The sequence below is a fragment of the Myxococcus sp. AM009 genome, assembly GCF_013372605.1.
In the GTDB taxonomy this organism is placed as follows: Bacteria; Myxococcota; Myxococcia; order Myxococcales; family Myxococcaceae; genus Myxococcus; species Myxococcus vastator.
In genome coordinates this window covers 84,937-107,608 of record NZ_JABXEP010000004.1, presented here as the reverse complement: position 1 = coordinate 107,608, position 22,672 = coordinate 84,937, and the positions used below count along the sequence as shown (strand labels likewise).

At 68.6% G+C, this 22,672-nt stretch carries 14 protein-coding genes and 1 pseudogene; 10 read left to right on the top strand and 5 right to left on the bottom strand.

Features of this window, described 5'->3' with window-relative positions; all coding sequences use genetic code 11:
• Positions 1 to 359: 359 nt before the first annotated feature.
• Positions 360 to 698 (bottom strand): annotated as a pseudogene (locus tag HV824_RS02305) (DUF6444 domain-containing protein); the annotation flags it as partial.
• A 631-nt stretch (positions 699 to 1,329) separates the two neighbouring features.
• Here HV824_RS02305 and HV824_RS02300 point away from each other — a divergent pair.
• The 5 genes from HV824_RS02300 to HV824_RS02280 all read left to right on the top strand — a co-directional run bounded on the left by HV824_RS02300 (position 1,330) and on the right by HV824_RS02280 (position 6,668).
• Positions 1,330 to 1,890, top strand: coding sequence for an RNA polymerase sigma factor (locus HV824_RS02300; RefSeq protein WP_255207698.1), 561 nt, complete (start codon positions 1,330 to 1,332; stop codon positions 1,888 to 1,890).
• The gene (locus tag HV824_RS02295) at positions 1,887 to 2,624 is read left to right on the top strand and encodes a hypothetical protein (RefSeq protein WP_368738007.1); all 738 of its coding nucleotides are present in this window, start codon (positions 1,887 to 1,889) and stop codon (positions 2,622 to 2,624) included. The genes HV824_RS02300 and HV824_RS02295 overlap by 4 nt, the downstream gene beginning before the upstream one ends.
• Before the next feature lie 34 nt (positions 2,625 to 2,658).
• Positions 2,659 to 3,222, top strand: coding sequence for a hypothetical protein (locus tag HV824_RS02290; protein ID WP_176422558.1), 564 nt, complete (start codon positions 2,659 to 2,661; stop codon positions 3,220 to 3,222).
• An 8-nt stretch (positions 3,223 to 3,230) separates the two neighbouring features.
• The gene (locus tag HV824_RS02285; protein WP_176422557.1) at positions 3,231 to 6,137 is read left to right on the top strand and encodes a CHAT domain-containing protein; all 2,907 of its coding nucleotides are present in this window, start codon (positions 3,231 to 3,233) and stop codon (positions 6,135 to 6,137) included.
• A 135-nt stretch (positions 6,138 to 6,272) separates the two neighbouring features.
• A complete protein-coding gene (locus HV824_RS02280) occupies positions 6,273 to 6,668 on the top strand; it encodes a hypothetical protein (RefSeq protein ID WP_176416256.1) in 396 nt (131 codons plus the stop codon).
• A gap of 57 nt (positions 6,669 to 6,725) precedes the next feature.
• Here the strand turns inward: HV824_RS02280 and HV824_RS02275 are convergent, their stop codons facing one another.
• Together HV824_RS02275 and HV824_RS02270 are read right to left on the bottom strand one after the other, a co-directional pair.
• Positions 6,726 to 7,592 (bottom strand): MBL fold metallo-hydrolase, encoded by an 867-nt coding sequence (locus HV824_RS02275; protein ID WP_255207687.1) that lies wholly within the window; start codon positions 7,590 to 7,592, stop codon positions 6,726 to 6,728.
• Between the two features lie 35 nt (positions 7,593 to 7,627).
• Positions 7,628 to 7,993, bottom strand: coding sequence for a cupin domain-containing protein (locus tag HV824_RS02270; protein WP_255207686.1), 366 nt, complete (start codon positions 7,991 to 7,993; stop codon positions 7,628 to 7,630).
• 77 nt (positions 7,994 to 8,070) lie between these two features.
• Between HV824_RS02270 and HV824_RS02265 the strand changes: the two genes are divergently transcribed.
• The 4 genes from HV824_RS02265 to HV824_RS02250 all read left to right on the top strand — a co-directional run bounded on the left by HV824_RS02265 (position 8,071) and on the right by HV824_RS02250 (position 17,796).
• On the top strand, positions 8,071 to 9,066 hold the full coding sequence (locus tag HV824_RS02265) for a LysR substrate-binding domain-containing protein (RefSeq protein WP_255207685.1): 996 nt from the start codon (positions 8,071 to 8,073) through the stop codon (positions 9,064 to 9,066).
• 349 nt (positions 9,067 to 9,415) lie between these two features.
• Positions 9,416 to 11,356, top strand: coding sequence for a hypothetical protein (locus HV824_RS02260; protein ID WP_176416325.1), 1,941 nt, complete (start codon positions 9,416 to 9,418; stop codon positions 11,354 to 11,356).
• Positions 11,357 to 11,372: 16 nt separating this feature from the next.
• On the top strand, positions 11,373 to 14,939 hold the full coding sequence (locus tag HV824_RS02255; protein WP_176416324.1) for a hypothetical protein: 3,567 nt from the start codon (positions 11,373 to 11,375) through the stop codon (positions 14,937 to 14,939).
• Positions 14,940 to 15,336: 397 nt separating this feature from the next.
• Positions 15,337 to 17,796, top strand: a complete 2,460-nt coding sequence (locus tag HV824_RS02250; protein WP_176422555.1) for an ABC transporter permease — start codon at positions 15,337 to 15,339, stop codon at positions 17,794 to 17,796.
• A gap of 421 nt (positions 17,797 to 18,217) precedes the next feature.
• On the opposite strand, the gene HV824_RS02245 is transcribed toward HV824_RS02250, so the two are convergent.
• Both HV824_RS02245 and HV824_RS02240 read right to left on the bottom strand, forming a co-directional pair.
• The gene (locus tag HV824_RS02245; RefSeq protein ID WP_176422554.1) at positions 18,218 to 20,206 is read right to left on the bottom strand and encodes a hypothetical protein; all 1,989 of its coding nucleotides are present in this window, start codon (positions 20,204 to 20,206) and stop codon (positions 18,218 to 18,220) included.
• 494 nt (positions 20,207 to 20,700) lie between these two features.
• Positions 20,701 to 21,741, bottom strand: a complete 1,041-nt coding sequence (locus HV824_RS02240; protein WP_176422553.1) for a hypothetical protein — start codon at positions 21,739 to 21,741, stop codon at positions 20,701 to 20,703.
• Between the two features lie 275 nt (positions 21,742 to 22,016).
• Here HV824_RS02240 and HV824_RS02235 point away from each other — a divergent pair, with 275 nt between their 5' ends.
• Positions 22,017 to 22,451, top strand: a complete 435-nt coding sequence (locus HV824_RS02235) for a RidA family protein (protein ID WP_176416320.1) — start codon at positions 22,017 to 22,019, stop codon at positions 22,449 to 22,451.
• The last annotated feature ends 221 nt before the right edge of the window (positions 22,452 to 22,672 follow it).

Below are 22,672 nucleotides of genomic sequence, written 5' to 3'. Positions count from 1 at the left end.
GGAGTAGCTGCCGCGCAAGTCCACCTGGCAGGCGTGGCGCCGTACGCATCGAGGAGGCCGACGCCGCGCATCACGCTGGTGTCAGTGGACATGACACCCGTTGTGCCGTAGCCGTTCAGGCGTGGTGTTGAAGCCGTCGTCGCGGTGTGCCACCCGTGGCGGATGCACACGCCCCCCTGCGACGCTGGAAGCGAAGATTGAAAGGCGGGTCCGCGAACACCGGGTGGCGCAGCAACTCCTGGTGAAGGCGGCGGTGGAGCGCGCATTCTCAGCGCTGACGTCCTCGTCAGACGTGGCGACGCAGCGGCGAAGGACGGGAGTCCAGCGGGCTTCCTCAAGAAACGCCACGCACTGGTAGCGCCGCCCCCGCGTGAGAGGGAAGCCCAGTAATTCTCACGCTCCGACGGGAGGAGGTGCTTGAACGCGCTCACCCTCTCCTCGGCGACAAGCGCGTGTCAGGCCTTGTGTCCCCGCTGCGCACCACGCGTCTTCCCACTCCCACGCTGCTTGCGCCGCTCAGCCTTCTGCCCTGGCGTACCGCTCGACGGTGGCCGGTTCGAGTTGCCCGCGTTGCGCCGCAACTGCCCCCGCAGCTCCTGCACCAGCCGAGTCAGCGCCTCGACCTGACGCTCGAGCTCCGCGATGGGCGCATCCTTGGGGTCGACCTCCGCCACGACAGGCTGTACCCCATGTCCCACGCCGCGTCAGCGAGCGACAAACCTCCCGCCGACTGATGGCCTGCTCCTTCTTCAACCGCTCATCCCCCTGGTGCTGCAGGCAGGCTCGCGAGAAAAACGAGCGCACGGGTGAGGGGAAAAAAGCGAGGGCTCCGTTCAGGGGGCAGGTGCGCATCCGGGCCCGTCGTGTCGACGGCCAAGCCCCACCTCCGAGGCATCCTGCCGTGTCATCGCTTTACGACGTCGCCCGACTCACGGCCACTGCGCTGCGCCTCCGCGGCGGCGCGGCCCTGGCGCGGTACCCGTTCCCCGGCTCCGGGGCGGAGCTGCCCACGGGGAAGGAGGACGGCAAGGACGACATCCCCTACCTGGGGCGGCAGGCGGACCCGGTGCGGATTCCCCACGCCGGCAATCACGTGGATGTGTGGACCGCCGACGGCAAGGTGGTTCTCTACGCGCACCTCCAGCCGGGCACGGTCCACGTACCTCACCGAGGTGAGCTCCACGCGCGTGTACGGAAACCACGTCGCGATGTCCGTGCGCGATACCCAAGGCAAGCTGCGGCGCATCGCCTGGGGCGCCGCCCTGCCTTGGCCACCGTCACATTTGCCGCGGGAGGAACCTCTCGATGACCATGAGCTTTCCCCGGAGGATGGTTCACGTGGAGCCGAGACAGAGGCCGACCCGGGCCGCGAGCGCTCCGCTCGATGACGAGCTGGAGAAACTCCGAAGGGATTTGACCCATGCCGTCTCACGGGTGTGCCCTCCCCGCCTGGCCGAGCGGCGTGATGACCTGGTGCAGACGGCGATGATGCGCGTCATGGAGTTGCAGCGGCGCGAACCCGAGCGCGCCAGGCTCGCCCCCGCATACCTGTATCGCGTCGCCTACACGGCGCTGGTGGACGAGCTGCGCGGGGTGCAGCGGCGCCGGGAGGTCTCGCTGGAGGAGGTGGAGGCGCTGCCCGAGTCGCCGGTGGCGTCGGGAGACCCGGAGCGCTCCGCGGGCTCCTCGCAGATTGCCCGCGCGGTGCGCGACTGTCTGAAGCGGCTGGCGCAGGACCGGAGGCTGGCGGTGACACTATACCTGCAGGGCCACACCGCCCCGGAGGCCGCGGAGCTGCTGGGATGGGATGGGAAGCGTACCGAGAACCTCGTCTACCGCGGACTGAGCGGCCTGCGCGCCTGCCTCTCCGCGAAGGGATTCGAGCCGTGAGCGAGCACCGACGCGATGACGCAGCACAGTCCGAGGAAGCCTCCGTCGAGCGCCTGCGCGCGGTGGTGCGGAGCGAGGACACCCTGGAGAATGAGGACTCGCCCGTGGACTCGGACCGCATCTGGCGCGCGGTGAGCGGAGCGCTTCCTGCCGAGGAGCGGCGGGCCGTGGTGGAGCGCGTGGCGGCCGACCCGGCCTGGGCCGCGGCATGGCGGCTGGCGCACGAGCTGAACTGCGCGTCCCAGCGGTCCTCATCGGACGGGCGGGCCGGCGGCCAGGGCGCCCGGGCCCGGAGCGACGGCGGGGGGACGCGCGGCGAGCGCGGATTCCGCTTCGCGTGGAGCCGGCCCCTGTGGGGCGCGGTGGCCACCGCGGCGCTGGTGCTCGTGGTGGTGGGAGTCTCGCTTCCGGAGAACCCCGACGCGCCGAGCCTGCGGGGCAGGGACGCCGCGGGGCTCGTCTCGTGCCTGCCGGAGGACGCGCCGCTGCGAAGGCAGGACTGCGTCCTTCGTTGGAGCGGTGGCACCGAAGACACGCGCTGGTCGGTGCGGCTGTCCACGGAGGACTTGCGCCTGGTCCACCGGGCGGACTCCCTGGAACAGAGCGAGTACCGCGTGCCCGAGTCGGTGCTCGCGCCGCTGAAGGCGGGCACGAAGTTGCTGTGGCAGGTGGAAGCGAGGTTGCCGGACGGACAGGTGCTCAGGAGCACCACGTTCGTCAACCGGTTGGAGTGAAGCGGTGGTGCGAAGTCACAAGGGGGACACCTTCATGAAGACGGAGAATGCGATGACGATGGGACGGTGGATTCGCGGGGGACTGCTGGCGTTGGCGCTGACGTGTGGCCTGCCCACGCAGGCGTGGGGACAGGCACCGACGCCGTCGACGTTCACGATTGCGCGGAGCCCCTCCATCTCCGGGGAGGGGGGCGACACGGTGGCGGTCTCCGTGGTGGAGAACGCCGTGCGCACCGGGGCGACGCAGGCCGTGGTGCTCCAGGTCATCGACGCGACCACGGGCAGCGTGCTGGCGCAGACCCAGGGGACCGTGGGGCCGGACGCGCCCCTGCGGCTCATCTACCGGCCATCGGTGGGGGGGCCCGTGTTCGCGCGTGCGTTCGCGCCCAAGAGCGGGCCGCAGCTCTCCATGGCCATCATCACCGTGGAGCGCTGGAATCCACGCTCCCCGACGGCGTGGAGCCACCTCCAGAGCTGTCACTGGGAGCTGGTCCCCATCATGCCCGAGCCCGACCGTCCTGATGACGGCCCCACCACCCTGGTCCGCGTCTGTGTTCCGGACGAGCCGCCCACGCTCCAGGTCCGCGCGGCGCCCTGAAGGACGAGATGCCCACGACGCGGCGGCTCAGGTGCGACACAGCGAAGCGCCTCACTCTCGTGGTGGGGATGATGCTCGTCGTGTGCCCGGCCGCCGCGTCCTCCTCGGAGCCCGCTCGCGCGCAGTCGCCCACGCTCGTGGATTGCCAGGAGCGCTTCGCGGCCCGTCCCGAGGACCACGAAGCGGTGATGTGCTTCTATGAGTGCGCGCAGGCGCCTCATGCGCGGGACACCGTTCGTCGGGCGCTGATTTCGCTGGGGGAGCGTCACCCCGCGAACGGGTGGCTCGCCCTCGTGCTCGGGCACGTGGAGTACCTGTCGGACCGGGAGGCCGCCGAGGCGGCCTACCTCCGCGCCGCGGACATCTTCCGGGAGCGACAGAACGCGGAGGGAGAGGTCCTCGCGGGCATCAACCTGCGCTCCATCATGTTGAGACAGAAGCGCACCGAGGAGGCGCTGAGCTGGACACACCGCGTGGGAGAGGTGGCAAACGCGTCCGGCAGGCCGGACCTGCGCGCCCGCGCGCTCATCGTCGAGGCCAGCCAGCTCCACGAGGTGGAGTACGACCTCGGCCGCGCCTTCCGCGTCCTCAAGCGCGCCGAGCCGCTCACCTTCCCCGACGGCACCCCGGGCTTGAAGAAGCAGTACCTGACGATGCTCCACATCATCAGCGAGCGCCTGGGGCGGCTGGAGGAGGCCACCGAGGCCACCCTGCGTCTGGTGGAGCTGGCGAGGAGCTCGCGAGACCTCATCTCGGAGGCCCGCGCCCGGCACACCCTCGCCAACCTCATGACGCGCCGGCATCTGCGGGACAGGGCTCCTGAGACACGGTCCCAGGCCCTGCGGATGGCCCGCGAGGCCCTCGTCGCCTCGCGCAACGCGGGAGTCCGTCAGCTCGAGGCGAAGGCGCTGCGGCTCATCGCCGACCTGCTCGGGGAGAGCCCGGAGGAGCAACGCGAGGCCGAGGAGCTGTTGCGCCTGTGCATGCGCATCGCGGAGGAGCTGGCCTCGGATGAGCGGAAGATTTCGTGTCTGTGGACGCGCGCGGAGCGACGAGCGGGCGTCGACCCCGTCGGCGCCATCCAGGACTCGGAGGAGTCCATCCAGCTCGCGCTCCGGGTCGCGGACCCGCTGGTCCTCGCCCTGGCCCTGCGGGGGCGCGGGCAGGTGGCGTACCTGACGCAGCCGCTCCCCGTGGCGCTCGAGCACGTCGAGCGCGCCCTCGACGCGGTGGAGTCCCTGCGAGCCTCGCAGAGTGATGCCCTCATCCAGGCGGAGCTGTTCGCGAGCTGGGCAAGCGACTACCACCGGCTCGCGGGCTGGACGCTGGAGGCGGGGGGCGCCACGGGAAAGGCCGCCCTGCTCGACCCGCGCGAGGCGATGAGCCGGGCCTTCGCCGTGAGCGAGCGCATGCGGGCCAGGAGCCTGCTCGACGCGCTGGCGGCGTCCCACGCGCTCGCGACCACCGAGGAGACGCCGGAGCGCAAGGCCCAGCGCGCCGAGGTCCGCGGACGATTGACGACCGTGCAGCGGCGACTGCTGGAGACGACGCACACCGCGGCTCAGCGCGAGGCCGCGCTGCGAGAGCTGCAGGAGCTGGAGCGCGTGGAGCGCGACCTGCGCACCGCGCCACGCCAGGGCACCCGGGAGTTCGCCTCCCTCGCGAGCATCGAGCAGGGGCTCGGCGAGGACGAGGCCCTGCTGGCCTTCCTCGTGGGCGACGACACGGACACCCGGGGAGACTTCGCGGGGGGAGCCTGGGTGCTGGCGGTGACGCGGACCGGGACGCGCGCGCACCGCATCCCCGAGCGGGCGCGCCTGACGCCCGCCGTCGCGCTGTTCTCAGGGCTGCTCGAGCGGCGCGACGGCTCCGAGGCGGGCGCGGCGGCGGCCTTGTACGCCCAGCTTCTCGGCCCCGCCCTCGCGGAGCTGCCCACCGGGGTGCGTCGCCTGCTGGTGGTCCCGGATGGCCCGCTGCATGACCTGCCCTTCGCCGCGCTGAGGCAGGACGCGGAAGGGCCGCCCCTGGTCGCCCGCTACGAGCTGTCCCTGATGCCATCCGCGAGCCTGTGGCGCCACTGGCGTCAGGCCTCCGCTCCGCCTCCAGGAGGCGAGGCCCTGGTCCTCGCGGACCCGGACCGGAGCGTGCGTGTGTCGGACGCGCGCACCGTCGCGAAGGAGCGCATGGGTGTATTCACCGAGGCCGCGCGAGTCGGCGCGCTGCCCGAGGCGAGACGCGAGGGGCACGCGGTGATGGAGGCCCTGCGCGGCACGGCCGTGACGCCCCACCTGCGCACGGGCACCGAGGCCTCCGAGCGCGCGCTCAAGAGCGCGGACCTGGCGCGGGTGAGGGTGCTGCACGTGGCGGGGCACGCCGTCGTCGACGCCGAGGCCCCCGAGCGCTCGGCGCTGGTGCTCGCTCCGGGCAGTGAGCAGGAGGACGGCATCCTCCAGCCGCGCGAAATCGCCGAGCTGCATCTCCAGGGCGCGCTGGTGGTGCTGTCGGCGTGTCGCAGCGCCTCCGGCGCGGTGCTCCCGGGCGAGGGCGTGCTGAGCCTGTCGCGCGCCTTCTTCGAGGCGGGCTCGCGCGCGGTGGTGGCCAGCCTGTGGCCCCTGCGCGACGCCGAGGCGGCGGACCTGGTGGAGCACTTCTATCAATACCTGGCCCAGGGCCTGAGCAGCTCGGCGGCGCTGAGGCGCGCCCAGCTTGAAGCCATTGAAGACGGCCTTCCCCCGGCGGCCTGGGCGGGACTGGTGGTGCTGGGAGACGCCTCGCTCGCGGTGACGGCACCACGGGAAGACAGTCTGTCCTCGGGCTCGCTCATGGTGGGGACCGGCACACTCGCTTTGGTGCTCTTCGCCGGCATCCTGGTGTGGCGAGCACGGCGCAGCGCCTATCCAAAATCTGCGTCATGAGTGCGCCAACGCTGCGTCAGACCCTCGCCGCCAACGTGAGTGAGCGAGACGCGCACGAGCCGAGGCCAGGAGGGTAGCGGTCGATTTCCTGCAACGGTGTCGCCCGCCCTGTCTCTTCCCATCAGGAGGGGGTTCATGCCCCCCATGACTCCTCGGGAGGACGACATGAAGGCGACGACGCGGTACCTGGTGCTTCTCTCCATGCTGGTAGTGGGCTGTGGTGACTCGAACGAAGCCGAGGTGGACGCGGGCACCGACTCGCTCCCAGAGACCTTGGCGTGTGGCGACACAAGCTGCAAGCGCGCCACTCAATACTGCGCGACCATCGTCACCGATGTGACGAGCCACCTGTGTCTGACCAAGGAGGCGAGCTGCAAGAGCTGCGACTGCGTGAATCTGGACACAGACCTCACCGCCCAGACCGGGCGCCAGGACTGCACCGCGACCTCCAGGCTGGATGTGTACTTCTCCTGTGCCTATTACGATGATGTGGACTACATCAAGACCTCCTGCACGGTACGCGCTCGCTGAAAGGACCAGGCTGACAGGGGCGCAAACACCCCCTTCGCTGGAGAACCCGCCCCGCTGTCAGGTCCGGGCCTGCCAGGTCAGCCACTCCCCCGGACGTGCGAGCTCCACGTTCACCTTCCGCTTGCGCGCAGCGGCCAGGAGCAGCGCTTCCGCGTCTGGAACCTCCTGGTAGTCCTTGGAGGCGGCGACGCCGTAGTGGATGGGCACGAGGAGCCTTGCTCCCAACACCACGGCCGCGGCCACCGCCTGCTCGGGCGTCAGGACGGCATGCACGTCGCTCACCGGCTTGCGCCAGCCGAAGCGCGCCCCATTGATGGGCAGGAAGGCCGCATCGAAGGGGCCGAACTGACGCCCGATGCGCCACCAGGACCCGTGCCATAGCGTGTCGCCGCAGTGGATGACGCGGCGGCCTCCGCCAGAGACGATCCACGAAACCTGGGGATCCCCATAACCGTCCGCCGCGGGGACGGCGGTGGCGGTGAAGTCGTTGAGCAGGATGGGCTCGTAGAGCGGCGCGGGCCGCACGCGGAAGCCCGACGCGGCGGCCGCCGCGGCCATGTCCGGGGCGCACACCAGCGTCCCGGTGTCCCCCAGCGCCTGACGGACGGCCACCGGGTCGAAGTGGTCGGAATGACGATGCGTCACCAGGACGAAGCGGCCCCCGCCGCTCACGTCCATCGGGACGAGCGGGTCCTTCAGCGCGGCCCCCCACACGGTGGGGTCGCTCAACGGGTCCAGGAAGAGCGTGTCCTGTCCGAGCCCCAGCCGCACGCCGGCCCAGGCCAGCCGCTGGGCGCGCAGCGCGGCGCTGTCGACAGGCTTCGTCGCACGGCCCGTCCCAGGGGGGAGCAGGACCGCGCCCGCGGAGAGCGCCACCGCCGCACGCAGGAAATCCCGACGGCCCGGCCGCGAGGGCTGAGCCATCTTGCCCCGTCCCTCCGTGTTCGAGGTCTCCAGGCTCACCGAACCCCCGGGGAGGCCACGAGGTTGATGCCAAAGAGGCGCACGCCAGTCTCGGTCCGCGGCTGATGACGGCTTGCCGGCGGGAAGAACAGGTACGAGCCCGGTCCCAAGCGCTGCTCCCCCTCGATGAGCTCGCCGCTCACCACGAGGACCTCCTCGCCGGTGTCGTGGACGTCCACAAAGGGCCACTGACTCCCGGGGGCCATGTCCACGACCCAGACCCTCACGTCACGAGTACTCGGCAAGTCCCTCCGAAGGCAGCCAGGGCCGACGACGACCGGCGTAACGTCGTCGATTCGCACCGACGACCATGGGGGTACGACAGGGCGCTGCGTCCTCGGGGAGCTGTCTGTATGGGGCATCCGTCCGCCCTCCTGGCATGGGGACGCCCATGTTAAGGACCTCCACTCCATGAGCGCAGCGAAACGATTTCACGAAGATGCTGAACAAGGTTCATGTGAAGCTGACCGGCATGCTCGAGCTCCGTCACTTCAAGCTGATTGCCGCGGTCGCCGACACTGGGAGCCTGGCCGCCGCGAGCCGGCAGCTTCACCTCACGTCCTCGGCTTTGAGCCACCAGCTCCGCGATGCCGAGGAGCGCCTGGGCGTGCAGCTGTTCCAGCGCCGCCAGCGCCGCCTGCTCCTGACCGGCGCAGGCGAGAAGCTGCTCCTCTCCGCACGGCGGGTCCTGAGCGAGGTGGCCCAGGCCGAGGCGGTCTGCCGTGCGCACCCGCAGGACGACCTGCTCCGGCTCAGCACGGGCTGCTACACAGTGTATGGCTGGCTGCCGCCCATCCTGGGGCGGTGGCAGGCCGAGCACCCACGCGTCGAGCTGCGCATCGTCCTGGAGGCCACGCGTCAGCCGCTTGGGGCGCTGCTGAATGGCGAGCTGGACCTCGCCTTGACCACCGACGTCCCGCGGCAGGCCCGCCTGGCACAGACCGCGCTCTTCGAGGACGAGCTCATGCTGGTGGTCCCCGAGGACCACGCGCTGGCGCGGCGGGGACACGTCACGGCGGAGGACCTGACGCGGGAGCACCTGCTCACCTATGCCGCGCCTCGGGAGCAACTCGATGTCTTCACGCGCGTGCTCTGGCCCGCGGGCATCGAGCCGCACCGGGTCTCCCCCGTCCCCCTCACCGAGGCGCTGATCGAGCTGGTGCGTGGCGGTATCGGCGTGACGGCGCTGCCCGAATGGATGCTGCCGGACCAGCGCCATGGACTGCGGACCGTCCGGCTCACTCCTCGGGGAATCCGACGCCGCTGGAGCGCCGTCACCCGCGCATCCCGGCAGCGCCCCGCTCCACTGACCCACTTCATCCAGCTGCTCCGCGAGCGCTTCTCCCACCACGGCAAAGCAGGGCCCCGGGCGGCCTCACGGCGAGGAGCTCCGCCGCGCATGGGCGGAGCTCCGCGGGCCTCGCCTCCAGACTGACAGCGGTCTGATGGGGGCAAAAGCCGCGCCGCTCGCGCCGTACCGTCATGCGTCCGGCACGACGCAGCCCGCGTCCCCGGAGGACGCATCCAGGGACATGCCGCGCGCGTCCGAACTGGATTCTGGTGGGATGCAACCCGGCGCGCCCCTGGCCCTGAAGTTGCTAACCCAACAGTCACGCGTCAGGCCGCTTCTGCGGCCAACGCGCCGGTCCGCGTTGTCCTCACGGTCCAGAAACACGTTTTGAAACATGGCGGCCGAGCCGCCGTGACGGACGTGTGAGCGACAACGCCGGCTGGTTTCCAGGCCGGCAGTCCCCCGACTGCCGCCTCATTCTTGGAGGGAACGGATGGGCGACGCGCTCTTTGGCTACGACATGGTTTTGCAGGTCACCCAGAATGAGATCAACTCCCAGTTCTCCAGGTTGATGCAACAGGGCTACATCGACACCCTGCTGAAGACCAACGGAATGGCCGCCGCTGGTGGCGCCTTCGGCGGTGGAGAGATGACCTTGACCTCCTACCTGCGCGGCTACATCGCGCAGCCCACCGTGGCGCAGCCGATGGTCATCCTGGCCTCCGGCAACAACGCGCAGCAGTGCCTGTTCCAATTCGCGCTGCAGAGCCAGCAACTCACGCAGACGGTCATGGACCAGCTCGGCTTCACCCAGGACCAGGTGGACGCCGCGTTCGCCCACCCACAGCCGGGCCCCAACAACTCGCAGTACGGCCTGCTGGTGAACCAGGAGGACGTTGAATACGAAAGCAACGGCTCCTCTCAGACGGGGTCAGACCAGACGGTGTACTACTGGCTACAGAGAACGTCTGTCACCGTGGGCACCACCACGACCTATACCAACTACCTGGTGCCGGCGCTGTTCTACATGTCGGGCGGCGCCTACCCCACCCTGGTGGACCTGACAGGCCTGCCGCTGCGCTTCACGGTGAACCTGGACGCCATTCCCACCACGCCGCAAGGCATCACCGCCCTGGTCAATGAAGGCATCATGCCGCCGCAGGTGCTGGACACCATCAGCGGCAACGGCTTCGACAGCGCGTACTTCTCCTTGCAGCAGTTGTTCCTGAACTTCGACACCACCGACTTCACGCAGTGGAGCACGACCGCACCGCCCACCAGCACCTCCGTGACGGGCGCGTCCATCAACACGACCAGCAACACGTTCTCCATCTCCACCACCACCCTGGCGCAGCTGGAAGAGGACCCGAGCTTCCTCACCGAGGTGAGCGTCGCGTTGCAATACGCGTTCGGCGTGGGGGCGACCTACGACGGCAACCCCGCCTCCACGCCGTACATCATCGGAGTCACGGCCACCTCCACCAACCCGGCGCAGACCGCCCCCGGCAGCACCCCCATCCTGGTGCCCACCTCGGTCGGCTTCTCCAGCCTCCTCAACACCGCCGACAGCGGCCTGTCCGTCCTGAACTACCAGGTGATGGGCGGCGGCAACACCAATCCCGCCCAGCCAGCGCCCAGCGTCGGCACGAACTTCGTCACCACCAACAACTATTCGGGCGAGCTGCTGTTCTCCGAAGCGACGTTCTTCACCCCGGAGATCTTCAACCCCCTGGTGGCGGCGCTCACCTCGGAGCACGCCCCCACCCCGTCCTGGCAGCAAAGCGGGACGAAGTTCACCTATCAGACCAACTATTCCTGGACCGTCAGCAGCACGCCGCCACCGGACAACTGGCTGAAGACAGGCACCTACCAGGTGGTGACGCAGAAGGAGAGCCCGAGCTACATCATCTCGGTCAGCGGAAACACGGTCAACGTCTCGGGCTCACTGTCCATCACCCAGCAGCTCTCTGCCACGCTGGAGGTGTTCAGCGTCGAAATCCCCATCGTCTGGAGCGTGACCTGCTCCTCCACGTTCTCTCAGGTCCTGACCCTGGCGGTGGGAGGGAACGGCTACGACCTGGTGGTGAACCAGTCACAGGCCACCTTCAGCGACCCGGTGAACGGGCCCATCCAGTCGAACAACTGGGAGGCGGGCCTGAGCTCCTTCGTTATCGAGGCCGCGTTGGTGGCCATTGACCTGCTGTTCCCCACGCCCACGCTGCTGACGATGCTCAACCCGGCTTCGTACATGACCAAGACGGTGCATTCGAACATCGGCAACGCGTTCAACCAGCTCAGCGCCCAATTGAACAAGGACCTGACGGGCAGCGCCACCAGCAACTTCATCTCGCCCACCGGTGACGTGTTCCTGCTGAACGCACCGCGGTTCAACGACACGTTGGATCTGCAGATGGACGTCACCTACAGCGTCTGACGGAGAATTCCCTCACATGGCCACGGCACCCCATTCGTCCACCACCAGCGTCGTCATCCCCAGCACGCTGCCGAACAACCCGTCGCTGACAGTCAGCGCCAGCGGCTCGCTGATGAAGAACTACCTGCCGGCGCTGCCCATCGCGCCCGGCGACCAGGTCACCGCCGCCTGCGACTCCAACGGCGCCCCCATCGTCTTCTCCTTCGGAGCCGACAGCGGGGATTTCTATGCCATCGTCAACGTCAGCAACGACCCCACGGGCTGGAGCCAGATCGACCTGCTCCCGGGCGTGGCGGCCCTGGGCAAGCCGGTCTATTTCGCCAGCGGTCAATTGAGCAACGGCAATCTCTGCCTGTTTTTGGCATGCCAGGACACGACCTCCGGCGCGGTGAGCACCTATGTGGCCGGGCCGCTGTCGAACAACCTGCAGCAGACAAACCTGGCGCAACTGGCCTCGCTGTGGACCCCGGCCGGCAACCCGCTGCCCGGCTCGAGCGTGAACCGCGCCAGCATCAGCCCGCTGGACGACGGCCAGGGCTTCGGCATTCCAATGCTTGCCGTGGGCCTGGTCGACCCCCACACCACCGACGTCCTCACCTACATGATGCAGTCCACGGTCAACACGACGACCGGTGCCATCACCTGGAACTGGACCGCCTTCCCCTCGCCCACAGACGCCCGGACGGTGCTGGACTACGCGCCCGGGGCCATCGCCGACCTGGGCCAGGGCCTGTACATGCTGTACGCCAGGCAGGACGGCAGCACCCAGCTCATCTTCAAGACGCTGCTCAACGAGTTCGGGCGCGACTACGTGCGGGCGCTGACCGTCCCCGCGGGCCAGAACAGCCTCCAGACCACCGCGGGCAGCGGCACCACCAGCTATCTCTATGCGGGCGGAGCGGCCGGTCTCGTGTTCTGGGATGCCAGTGCCCAGCTCGACTCGAAGGCAACGGCTTGGACGGCCGCACAGACCATCGCCACGGACTCCCAACTGCCAGGCATGAGCGCCGGCGGTCTCGTCGTCCGGCAGAACTTCAACAAACCCAACGCGATTGCGGCCTGGGCGCTCTCCGGCAGCAATCTCTACCTGCTCAGCCAGTTCGAATACCAGGGCGCCCTGCACTGGACGACGCCGCTGGTGCTGAAGACCGACATCGCGCTCATCGCGCCGCTCATCAATCCCGTCACCCGCGCCAACGAGCTGGTGTTCCTGACCACGGACTGGGAGAGCCAGAAAGCCATCCACTATCTCTGGCAGGACCCGGCCACCACGCTCTGGCAGGAGGAGACCATCCCCCTGTACAACGGCGACAAGGTGCAGGAGGTCAGCAGCTACAGCACCAAGCTCAGCTTCCGCATCAACGGCCAGGCGCCAGCGGCGCGCCTCCCGCTGACCCTGACCAGCGCCAGCTACCAGAGCCTGCTTGTCAACGGCCTGAAATACACCGTGAACGCCGGCGCGAGCGTGCAGGTCGAGACCAACGTCACCGGCGGGCTCGACATCATCCAGCAGATCCAGGACCTGGCGGTCTCCACCTTCACGCTGACCAGCACCGCCTTCACGGACACGCTGCAGCTCAACCCCGCCAGCAACGTCTACAAGAAGCTGGCCGCCGTGCGGACCGGCGCGGACATCCCCGTGCTGCCGTCCACCCTGCCCCAGGGCGTGACGGCCGATCAGATCGCCAGCGCCGTCGCCCAGATGATGGCCTTCACGCCGGAGCAGCCCTACCCCACCGAGGTCATCAGCGTCGTCGGCACCGCGCCCCAGGCCAAGGCCGTGGCGCGCACGGCACGGCCGCCCCAGGTGTTCGCCCTGTCCTTCGGCCCGCAAGGCATCCGGTACCACACGGGCGCCGAGGCGACCCAGTTCGGCGTCGTCGGAACCGTGGGAGAGTGGATCGTCGACGCCGTCGGTGATGTGGTGCAGTTCATCGGCAACGTGGTGGGGCAGATTGGCCACATGCTGTTCGAGGTGGCGGCGACGGTGATCAAGATCACCCTCAACGTCGCCGGCCGCGTCATCAAGTTCGTCATCCAGAACTTCCCGCAACTTTTCGCCTTCCTGACGGCGCTGTTCAAGGCGCTGATGGTCGGCCTGGACAAGCTGATCGGCTGGCTCGGCGAGCTGTTCGGCTGGGATGACATCTGGGCCACGCACCTGGTCATCGCGAAGACGCTCACCGGCGCCCTGGATGCGCTGGCCAAGGAGGCGCAGCAGGACTCAGCCAAGCTCAAGAAGAAGATGGCGAGCATCATCGCCGGACCGCTGGGCTTCGCCCGCGAGAACTTCGCGAGCATGACGGTGCCCGCGAGCGTCGCGTCCATGGTCCCCAGTCAGGCGGCCGCGGCCACGCAGCAGAGTCAGCCCAGCATCAACCTCGATACGCCCATCGCGAGCTGGGCCAGCTACCAGACGCAGTACAGCGGCATGCTCCTGGGCGGCGGTCCAGCAGGAGACCTGCCTGCGCCCGTGCAGAAGTTCATCGACGACGTGCTGATTCCCACCTGCTTCGTCCTGGTCAAGGCGATCGAGGAGGACTGGAAGAACCTGCAGGCCGTGTTCACCGGTGAGGGGACGACGGTCGAGAACATCGTCACCTTCCTGCAGGGCCTGGCGAAGACCATCATCGACACGCTGGAAGTCGTGCTGCTGGGCTGCGTCGACTACCTGCTCGACCTTGTGCCGTGGGTGGTGCAGTTGCTGACCGAGCCGGTCAACATGCCGTTCATCTCCGGCTTCTACACCTGGCTGACCAGCGCGCTCGGACAGGGTGACAACCCGTCCGAGGAGCTGACGGCGGTGAACCTCATGTCGCTGCTGGTGGCGATCCCCTATACCTACCTCTACAAGATCGCCAACGACGGCCAGGCGCCCTTCCCTTCCTCTGGGAGCAACACGAAGAGCAAGAAGCGGGAGGTTGAACCGCTGGACCTTTGGACGAGCATGATGCGGCTGGACACTGCGCAGAGCTCGAGCCGGAAGGAAGCCAGCACCGCGGCCAAGCGCTATTCGGTGATTGGCGCGGGAATCGCGTCGGTGTCCGCCCTGCTCGCATCCCTGATGGGCTTCGTGCGAGCCGGCCTGGAGGAGGCAGCGCAGAAGGGGAAGAGCGGCAAGTGCCTGCTGGCGGCCATCCTCGCCATGGGGGGCATTGCCGCCGCCTTCACCTACCCCGTCGAAACCCCCGCGATGGACGGCACGGCGCACGACCTGCGGCTCGCCGTCTGGGTCGCGAGCATCCTGCGCATGGCCTGCACGGCGCTGCCCATCCCCTCCGTCGCGGTGCGAGGCACGATCAAGGCCTGCTTCGATGCCGGCATCGGCGTCGCCGCCATCAGCAGCGACATCATCGGCTCCCCCAGCAACTCGACCTGGTGCAGCGACGTCTGCTCCAACCTGGGCGGCGTCATCACCGGCATCAGCACGGCGATCGTCGAGGTCCAGCCCGAGGCCGCGGTCACCATGATTGGCGGCATGGGCCTGTCCTATCTGGGCGGCAATCTGGTGGCCCTCGTCACCGCGCTCTCGATGAACATCTCCAAGGCGGAGGCCATCTACTTCCAGAACGTGGGCGGCTGAGTCGCTTTCAGCCTCACGTGAGAGGAGCTGGAGGCTTTCCGGCGTGTCGGGTGTGGTCGCATCCTGCGCAGGCAGCGCGTCCCGCCTGCGCCACCGCGGGCGCAGGTCCCTGCGCCGCTACGTCGTGGCCCTGGAGGCTCACCGCGGCGTGAAGGTGGCCCAGCTCGCCTCCTTGGATGACAGGCCCGCCAGCGCCAGCGCTTCCATGAGCCATTCGCTGACGCGGAACGTGTTCACGGACGGGTACGTCGAACTCCTGCCTTGGCCCGCCAGGTGGGAGTCTCCCAGCCGACGCTGTCGCGGTGGCCGCGCGGCATGGGCAGGTGACACGCAATCGTCCGCCGCCCCGGGCGTAGCCGCTCCGGAAGCCTCCGACCGGCTCCAGGAGACGTGCCGAGTGGATACCGTTCTGGGTGGATTGCGTCAGAGCCTGCGCGCACTGGGCCGCAGCCCCGGCTTCACGCTGGGGTGTGTGCTGATGCTGGCGGTGGGCATTGGAGCAAGCACCGCGCTCTTCAGCGTGGTGGAAGGCGTTTTGCTGCGCCCCCTGCCCTATCCGCGCCCCGAGCGCCTCGTGGAGCTCTCCCAGCGCGCGGCGGACGGCCATCCGATGCGGTTTTCGGACCCCAACTTCGAGGACGTGCGGACGCGCGCTCGCACCGTCTCTGCGCTGGCCCAGGTGTCGGGAGCCGCGAGCGTCACCGTCATGGGCGCCGACGCGCCGGCCTTCGCCACGCTGGCGCTCGCCTCGCGCGACTTCTTCCCCGCCTTCGCGGTGCGGCCAGTCCAGGGCCGCCTCTTCGCGAAGGAGGAGCAGCAGCCGGGAGGTGCTCCCGTGGTGGTGGTGAGCCACGCCTTCTGGAAGCGCTACCTGGGCGCACGGCCGCTGCCCCTGCCGGACACCCTCACCTTCGAGGGACGCGCCTACACCGTGGTGGGCGTGATGCCCGAGTCCTTCGACTACCCGGTGGGCACGCAGCTGTGGGTTCCGCGCGAGCTGGAGGCCCCCCTGCCCAGCCGCACCGCGCACAACTGGAGGGTGGTGGGAAGGCTGGCGGACGGCGTCGACCTCCAGGCCGCGCGAGCGGAGCTTACCCACATCGCCCGCGAGCTCGAGGCCCAGTACGGCCAGGACACGCGGATGCATGACATCGCCGTGGAGCCCTTGCAAGAGAGCCTGGTGGGCCGCGTGCGGTCCACGCTCTACCTGCTGTCGGGCGCCGCGGCCTTTCTGCTGCTGGTGGCGGGCGCCAACGTCACGAACCTGCTGCTCGCCCGCGCGGCCACCCGTGCCCGGGAGCTCGCCATCCACGTGGCCCTGGGCGCTGGGCCTGGAGCGTTGATACGGCGCTTCCTCATGGAGTCGCTCCTGCTGTCACTGGCGGGAGGCGCGCTGGGGGCGGTGCTCGCCGCCTGGGGCGTGCGCGCGCTGCTCGCGGCCGAGCCGGGCCACCTGCCACGCGTCCACGAGGTGGGGGTGAACGCCACGGTGCTCCTCTTCACCCTCGGGCTCTCGCTCCTGCTCGCGCTGGGGCTGGGCTTGCTGACGGCGCTGCGCGCGGCGCGGCAGCCCCCGGGGGCCACGCTGGCGGGCGCCGGGCGCATGCACACCGGCGGAGGCGGCGCCGAGCGCACGCGCCGCGCCCTCGTCGTGGGACAGCTCGCGCTCGCGTTGGTCCTCCTGGTGGGTGCGGCGCTGCTCGGGCGGAGCTTGATGGGGCTGCTCTCGCTGGACCCCGGGTATCGCACCAAGGAGGTCGCGGTGCTCAGCCTCGTGCTCCCGCCGGCCGAGGACGAGGCGCAGGGGCGGCGCAACGTGCAGTTGCAAGCGCACCTCCTCTCGCGGCTGGCGTCGCTGCCCGGCGTGCGCGCGGTGGGCGCCGTGAGCAACTTCCCGCTCGAGGGAAGCCCGGCGGGAGATGGCACCTTCCTCGTGCTCAACCGCCCCGACGAGGTGGGGGACTTCGAGGACTTCGGGCGGCTGGCGCGTGAGCCCCAGCGCACCGGCTCCGCTGAGTACCGCGTGGCGAGCGAGGGCTACTTCGCCGCGCTCGGCATCCCGCTCATACGCGGTCGGCTGTTCGATGCGCGCGACACCATCGACGCGCCCCACGTGGCCGTCATCAGTGAGTCGCTCGCGAAGGCCCGCTGGCCCCATGAGGACCCGCTGGGCAAGCTCATCCAGTTCGGCAACATGGACGGAGACCTGCGTCCCTTCACCATTGTCGGCGTGGTCGGGGACGTGCGGGAGCAAGGGCTGGATGACGCGCCCAGGCCCATGTTCTATGGCGGCTCCCGGCAGCGTCTGCGGGCCTCCTCCCGCGTCCACCTCGCCGTGCACGGTCCGATGGGCTCCGCGGCCCTGGCCACCTCGGCGCGGCCGGTGCTGCGTGAGCTTGCCCCCGAGCTGCCCTCGCGCCTGTCCACGGTGGAGGAACTGCTCGCGGGCTCGCTCGCCCCCAGGCGCTTCAGCCTCCTGCTGCTGGGCGCCTTCGGTGCGATGGCGCTCCTGCTCTCGGTGGCGGGGCTCGCGGCCGTCGTGTCCTACGCGGTGGCGCAGCGCACGCGAGAATTCGGCATCCGCTTCGCGCTGGGTGCGACGACGGAAGACGTGCTGGGGCTGGTGCTCCGGCAGGCGGCGCGGCTCGCGGGGCTGGGAATCGTCTTGGGCCTGCTGGGGGCCGTGGGGCTCAGCCAGGTGCTCACGGGGCTCGTGTACGGGGTGAGCACCACGGACCCGCTCGTCTTCGTCGCGGTGGCGCTCCTCCTGCTCGGCGTGGCGCTGCTCGCGAGCTGGCTGCCGGCCCGACGCGCCTCGCGCGTGGACCCGATGACCGTGCTTCGCTCCGAGGCCTGAAGCGCCTGTACCCACCCCAATGGCTGCGTCAGAACGGGCGAGGCGGGGTCAGCGGCCGCCATCGAGCGCGATGAGCTGCGAGCAGGTGCCCGACGGCAGTGGCCCATACCAGGTCCGAACGCCGCACCGGGTGGTATCGCTGCATTCCCCCGTGCGCGCTGGCGCAGCCGCGCCCTGGCGCACGAAATGAGGAAACTCCAAGTCAGCCCGGTGGTCGCGCCACCTCCCAAAAGAACTGGATGACCGGAGAGTCCAGCAGCGCCCAGCGGGGCGGCTGCGCCGGCACACACGGAGGAACGGCAGCAGGACGCGAGCGTCGCGAGGGCGGTGGGAACCCCAGCCATCCCACGAGATGGCTGGGGCTTGTCTTCGCGTCGCCCGAGGACAACCCGCGCTCAAGCCCAAACGCGACGCGCACGCATCACAGCTCGCAATGCCCCCCTGTGAGGGCGTCCTGACGATAGACGCCCTCCTTCCCCGCGACCGGCTGGAGGTCATACCCACAATCATTGAGGGGAGGGAAGTTCGGGAACCCGGCACTCTTGAAATGGGAAATACTATTCTTCAGGTTCTCCTGGCTCGGCCTGAAGTGTCCGCTGTCATTGGTGATTGACTGAATCACGCCATTGACTACCTTGACCGTGCCCGCGCCAATGACCTTGATCTGCTGCCGAACTTCCTGTCCCGGCTGTGTGTTCGGCGACGGCAGTCCCGCGATCGAACCCATCAGGATCCCGGCATGGGTTGTCAACCTTGGCTTGCTACAATAACGGGTCGAGGTATCCTGCGCCCTGGGTTCGCCGACGCAGTTGGCCGTGCCGCGTATCTGAATGTAGCGGCCATCCACATTGACCATGTAGATCCTGCTGTCCCGGGCGTCGATGACGTACAGGGTCTCGCTCACCGAGCTCACGTTCCACGTATCCACCCGCGTGTTGGTGGACTTGTAATAGGCGATCCCCTCATGGAAGACGACTTCATAGGCCGCGAGCGCGTTGTTCGGAATCCCCTTGGCACAACTGGACACACCCAGCCAGGATTCGCACACACCATTGGCGACCGTTCCGTTGTCGTTGTATTCCAAGAACACAGGGAAATCCTTGCAAATCTGCCCGGAGGGGCAGCTTGGCTGGCAGACGCCACTGCCATTGACTTGCAAGCCAGCCGCGCATGACTTGGTGTACTGAGTGCATGAACACGACTCCTTGACGCAGCAGAAGTTGAACGGCCAGTAGACACACACCTCCTGCGCGCACTGGATGCACGGCTTCTGATTGGCGCCACCACAGTCCGACATGGTGACCGACGCCTCGGCCAGCGCATCTGGGGAGGCCGAGCGGCTCATGAACGAAGGGCCATGCCCTCTGCTTTGCGCGATATCTGCGTAGGTGAGCGGATACCCCCTGCTGGCCGCGACCGAGATGAGCAGCGCGTCGGTCGTGGCGGTACGCAAAGCCGCCATCAAATCGTGGTCGTTGACCGCTGCGTTCAGCAGGGCATTCATCGCCGCGTTGTACGTGGGCTGTCCTGGCGTGGGAGGCGCGACACAAGTGACCGCTGAAGAGGGAGAGGCCACCGTGGGGCTCACGAAGTCGAACCAGGGCTGCTGCTTTTCCGCGCACAATTGCTTGCCAGCGCCGTGCTCCACGTAGGGGTCGAGGAGCTGGTTTGAACCATTACCGAAGGGGGCGGGGGCGCCATAGTTCGCCACGCCATTCGTCCACCAGGCCTGACCGCTGGTGGCAGTCGGCCAGATCACGTAACTCGCCGTCGTCGACCCGGTCATCTGAGGAACGAGCAGGTCGGTCCACTTCAGCGTGATGGTGTTCCCCGCCTGTCCCTTGAAGACCAGGGTGTGGGCCGTGCCATCCACCACGATGTCCCAGACGTATCGAGCCCCCGCCTTTTCGGTGAGGCCAACGACGTTGCCGCTGGAGTCATACGCAACAATGGCCATCCCCATTCTGTTGTCGTGATAGCTCAGCGCCCAGAAACTCAAGCCGTTCGCGGTGACGATGGGACACAAGTCACTAGAGTACAGCGCATCAGGCCCCTGCATACATGTCTTCTTCAGCTCGATGGGTACGCGCAATGGCGTGGCCGCGTCGACGAAATGAACGGTGGGCGCAATCGTCACGTTCCCGGAGGGGGTCGCAAGCGAGCATCCACAGACGGCCTGGCCTCCGCCCGAGTCGATGCACGCCTTCACCGGTGGGTGATTCGGATCGTTGCTCCAGTTCCCCGCGAACACCATCCCATATTGCGCACAGACATCACCACACACAGCGGCAGCCGCGGCATTGCCCGCGATCTGCGGACTGCAACGATCGCCGACCGCGGCATCCGCCGTGGGAGCCATGAGAAAAGCCACGGCGAAAGACAAGACGAACGCTCTTCCAATCAGTGTCATGAGTGCTCCCCGCTGCGTCGCTTCCTTCAAGGACGCCTCGCGTCTCGCACTCGCCTGGCGTCGTGCAAGCTCAACAAGGCGGGTCTGACTATATGGAGCCGCCACAATCCCATGTCAAACCATGGGCACATGGCGACTGGCGCCCACCTGCCCTTCCCTCTCATCCTGTAGGCCCAGCCCTCCGGTGAATGCGCAAAGCCTCGCTGAACGCACATCACCCCGGGTCGCCGCGACATATTTTTATGCTGGATGTGTCCACCCTGAGAGCAGAGGCAGACGCGCGAGGTGCTGGCGTACGTGACGGCATTGCAACGGATGCGGCCAACGCGCACGGACTCGCACGACCCCTTCCCAGGCGTCGACTCCGCGCGCTCGGCGAGGGTGCCTTCGCGCCAGCGGCGGCGGCCCGGATAGCCGCGCGGCGACAAGGCCCATGCCTTCAGGGAGAACCGGCGGGGGGCCTCCTGCGAGGCAGCGCATCACGCGGCTGGGTATTACGCGAGCCAACCCCAGTCGCTGTCGTCCAGGAGCGGGAGCTGGCCCTTGCGGCGCCGGGTGGAGACCTCCTCGAGCCACGCCTCCCGTCCGCCCGGGAGCGGCCAGGCGCGTGAGACGGTTCCCCTCGGTTCTGAGGTGAAGTTGAGCAGCAGCATGCGGTTGACGCGGTCGACGGTCTCCGGCGTCGCTCCGGCGCGCAGTTGGAACTCCGCGCCGAACAGGGCGCCCTCCTCGCGGGCGGCGTTCCTGGTGCGAGAGCGGTCAACGACAGGCCACAAGCCCATCAGCGGAGGCGGCACGCCTTCAAGCAGCGCGGCGTGCATCCGGTCATGGCCATCCAGCACCACCCACTTCGCCAGGATGTCCACGAAGAGCAGCAGCACTGGCGGCAACGTCCCGTCCCTGGCGCGCTTTCGCCAGCTTTTCACACGCCCATCCTCGGGAGCGGAGAGCGCGCGCAGCCCGAGCACGGCGCCCGGCCGCTGTTCCGGCAGCGACTCCCACCGGTCCTCCTTCCACGCGAACAGGAACCGCGTCACGGCGGCCAGCGAGTGCGGTGGCATCGGAGGCTGACCGAAGCTCCACTCCATGGGGGAGACGGGGTGCCGCTCCGCCTTCTCCGCCGCGATGGCGCGCACGGGGCGCAGACACCAGTGGCCAGCGTGGAGCGCTGGCATGGGCGCCTCCACGAGCGCGCGCGCCACCCGCCAATTCCAGGCCACCCACCACGCCTCGGAGCCGGGCAAGGCCCTCACGCTCCGGACCTCGGGTGCGGACAACGGCGGCAGGAGCTGAGGAGCAGTGGCCGTTCCCCGAACGAAGATTGCGTGGTCCCAGTAAGAATCGATGCGGGTCCAGAGCAGCGTCTGTCCCCCGCCGCGCAACCGGATCCGATAGTCCGGAGCGGCGTCCAGATGCACCGAGGGCCGCCGCGCCCAGCGGCCCGTGGAGGGCACGCGCAGCAGTAGTCCAGGGCCAGGGGTCTCCAGTCCCCAGCTCCGGGTGTCATCAGCGACGATGGAGACTCCTGGGGTCATGCGACGCGCTCCTCGCTGTGCCCGGTACCCACGGGCCCCTGGAACATACCCGGTGGAGAGCAGACCCGATGAGCCGTGGGGCCTGTCGCGCCCCATCATGACGCGCGTTTCGACGCCCGCCATGACGCGGCAACGGAGTCTTGGGTAGGCACACCCACAAGCGCGTCGCGGGCCCCGGCACGTCTCCTCCAGATTCAATTGAAGAGTCAGTTGCTCGCTCGCATATTCGGGTCCGAACCTGGATACGCAGCCTCCAGAATCCTCACAGGTGAGCCATGGGACAGACCGCTGAACCCTCGAAGACGTCGCCGCTGGTCCTCACGAACCCCAAGGGACTGTTCGACCCGGCACCCTACGGCTTCTCACACGTGGCGCAGGTGGCCCCCGGCACGCGGCTCATCTACCTGGCGGGGCAAGGAGGGGAGATTGAGACCGGCGCGCTTGAGCCCGACTTCCGACTCCAGGTGCGGCAGGCGCTTCAGAACGTCCGCACGGCCCTGGAGTCCGTGGGGGCTGGCGTCGGCGATGTCGCCAAGCTCACGATGCTGGTGGTGGAGCACACGGAGGAGAAGCTCAGGGTCATCGGCTCCGAGCTGGACGCGGCCTGGAACGGCGGCATGAAGCCGACTTGTACGCTGATTCCTGTCCCTCGGCTGGCGCTGGACGGGATGCTCTTCGAAGTCGAAGCAGTCGCTGTCCTACCTGCCTGACAGGGAAGCCGACGTGGGCGTCGTTCTGGGCCGGTCATCACGCCTGGCTGCGCCGGGCGCGTGCGTGCACGCTCGTCCTTCAAGGAACAGCCCCAATCCGTCGCGGCCACGGTGAGCGCCTTCCTGTCCGAGGTAGCGCGGTGAGCGGACTGCTGGATTCCATCTGCCGTCGCTGTCGTTTGAGTCCATTCATTGGTCTCAGGTTTGTTTTATCTGCTCAG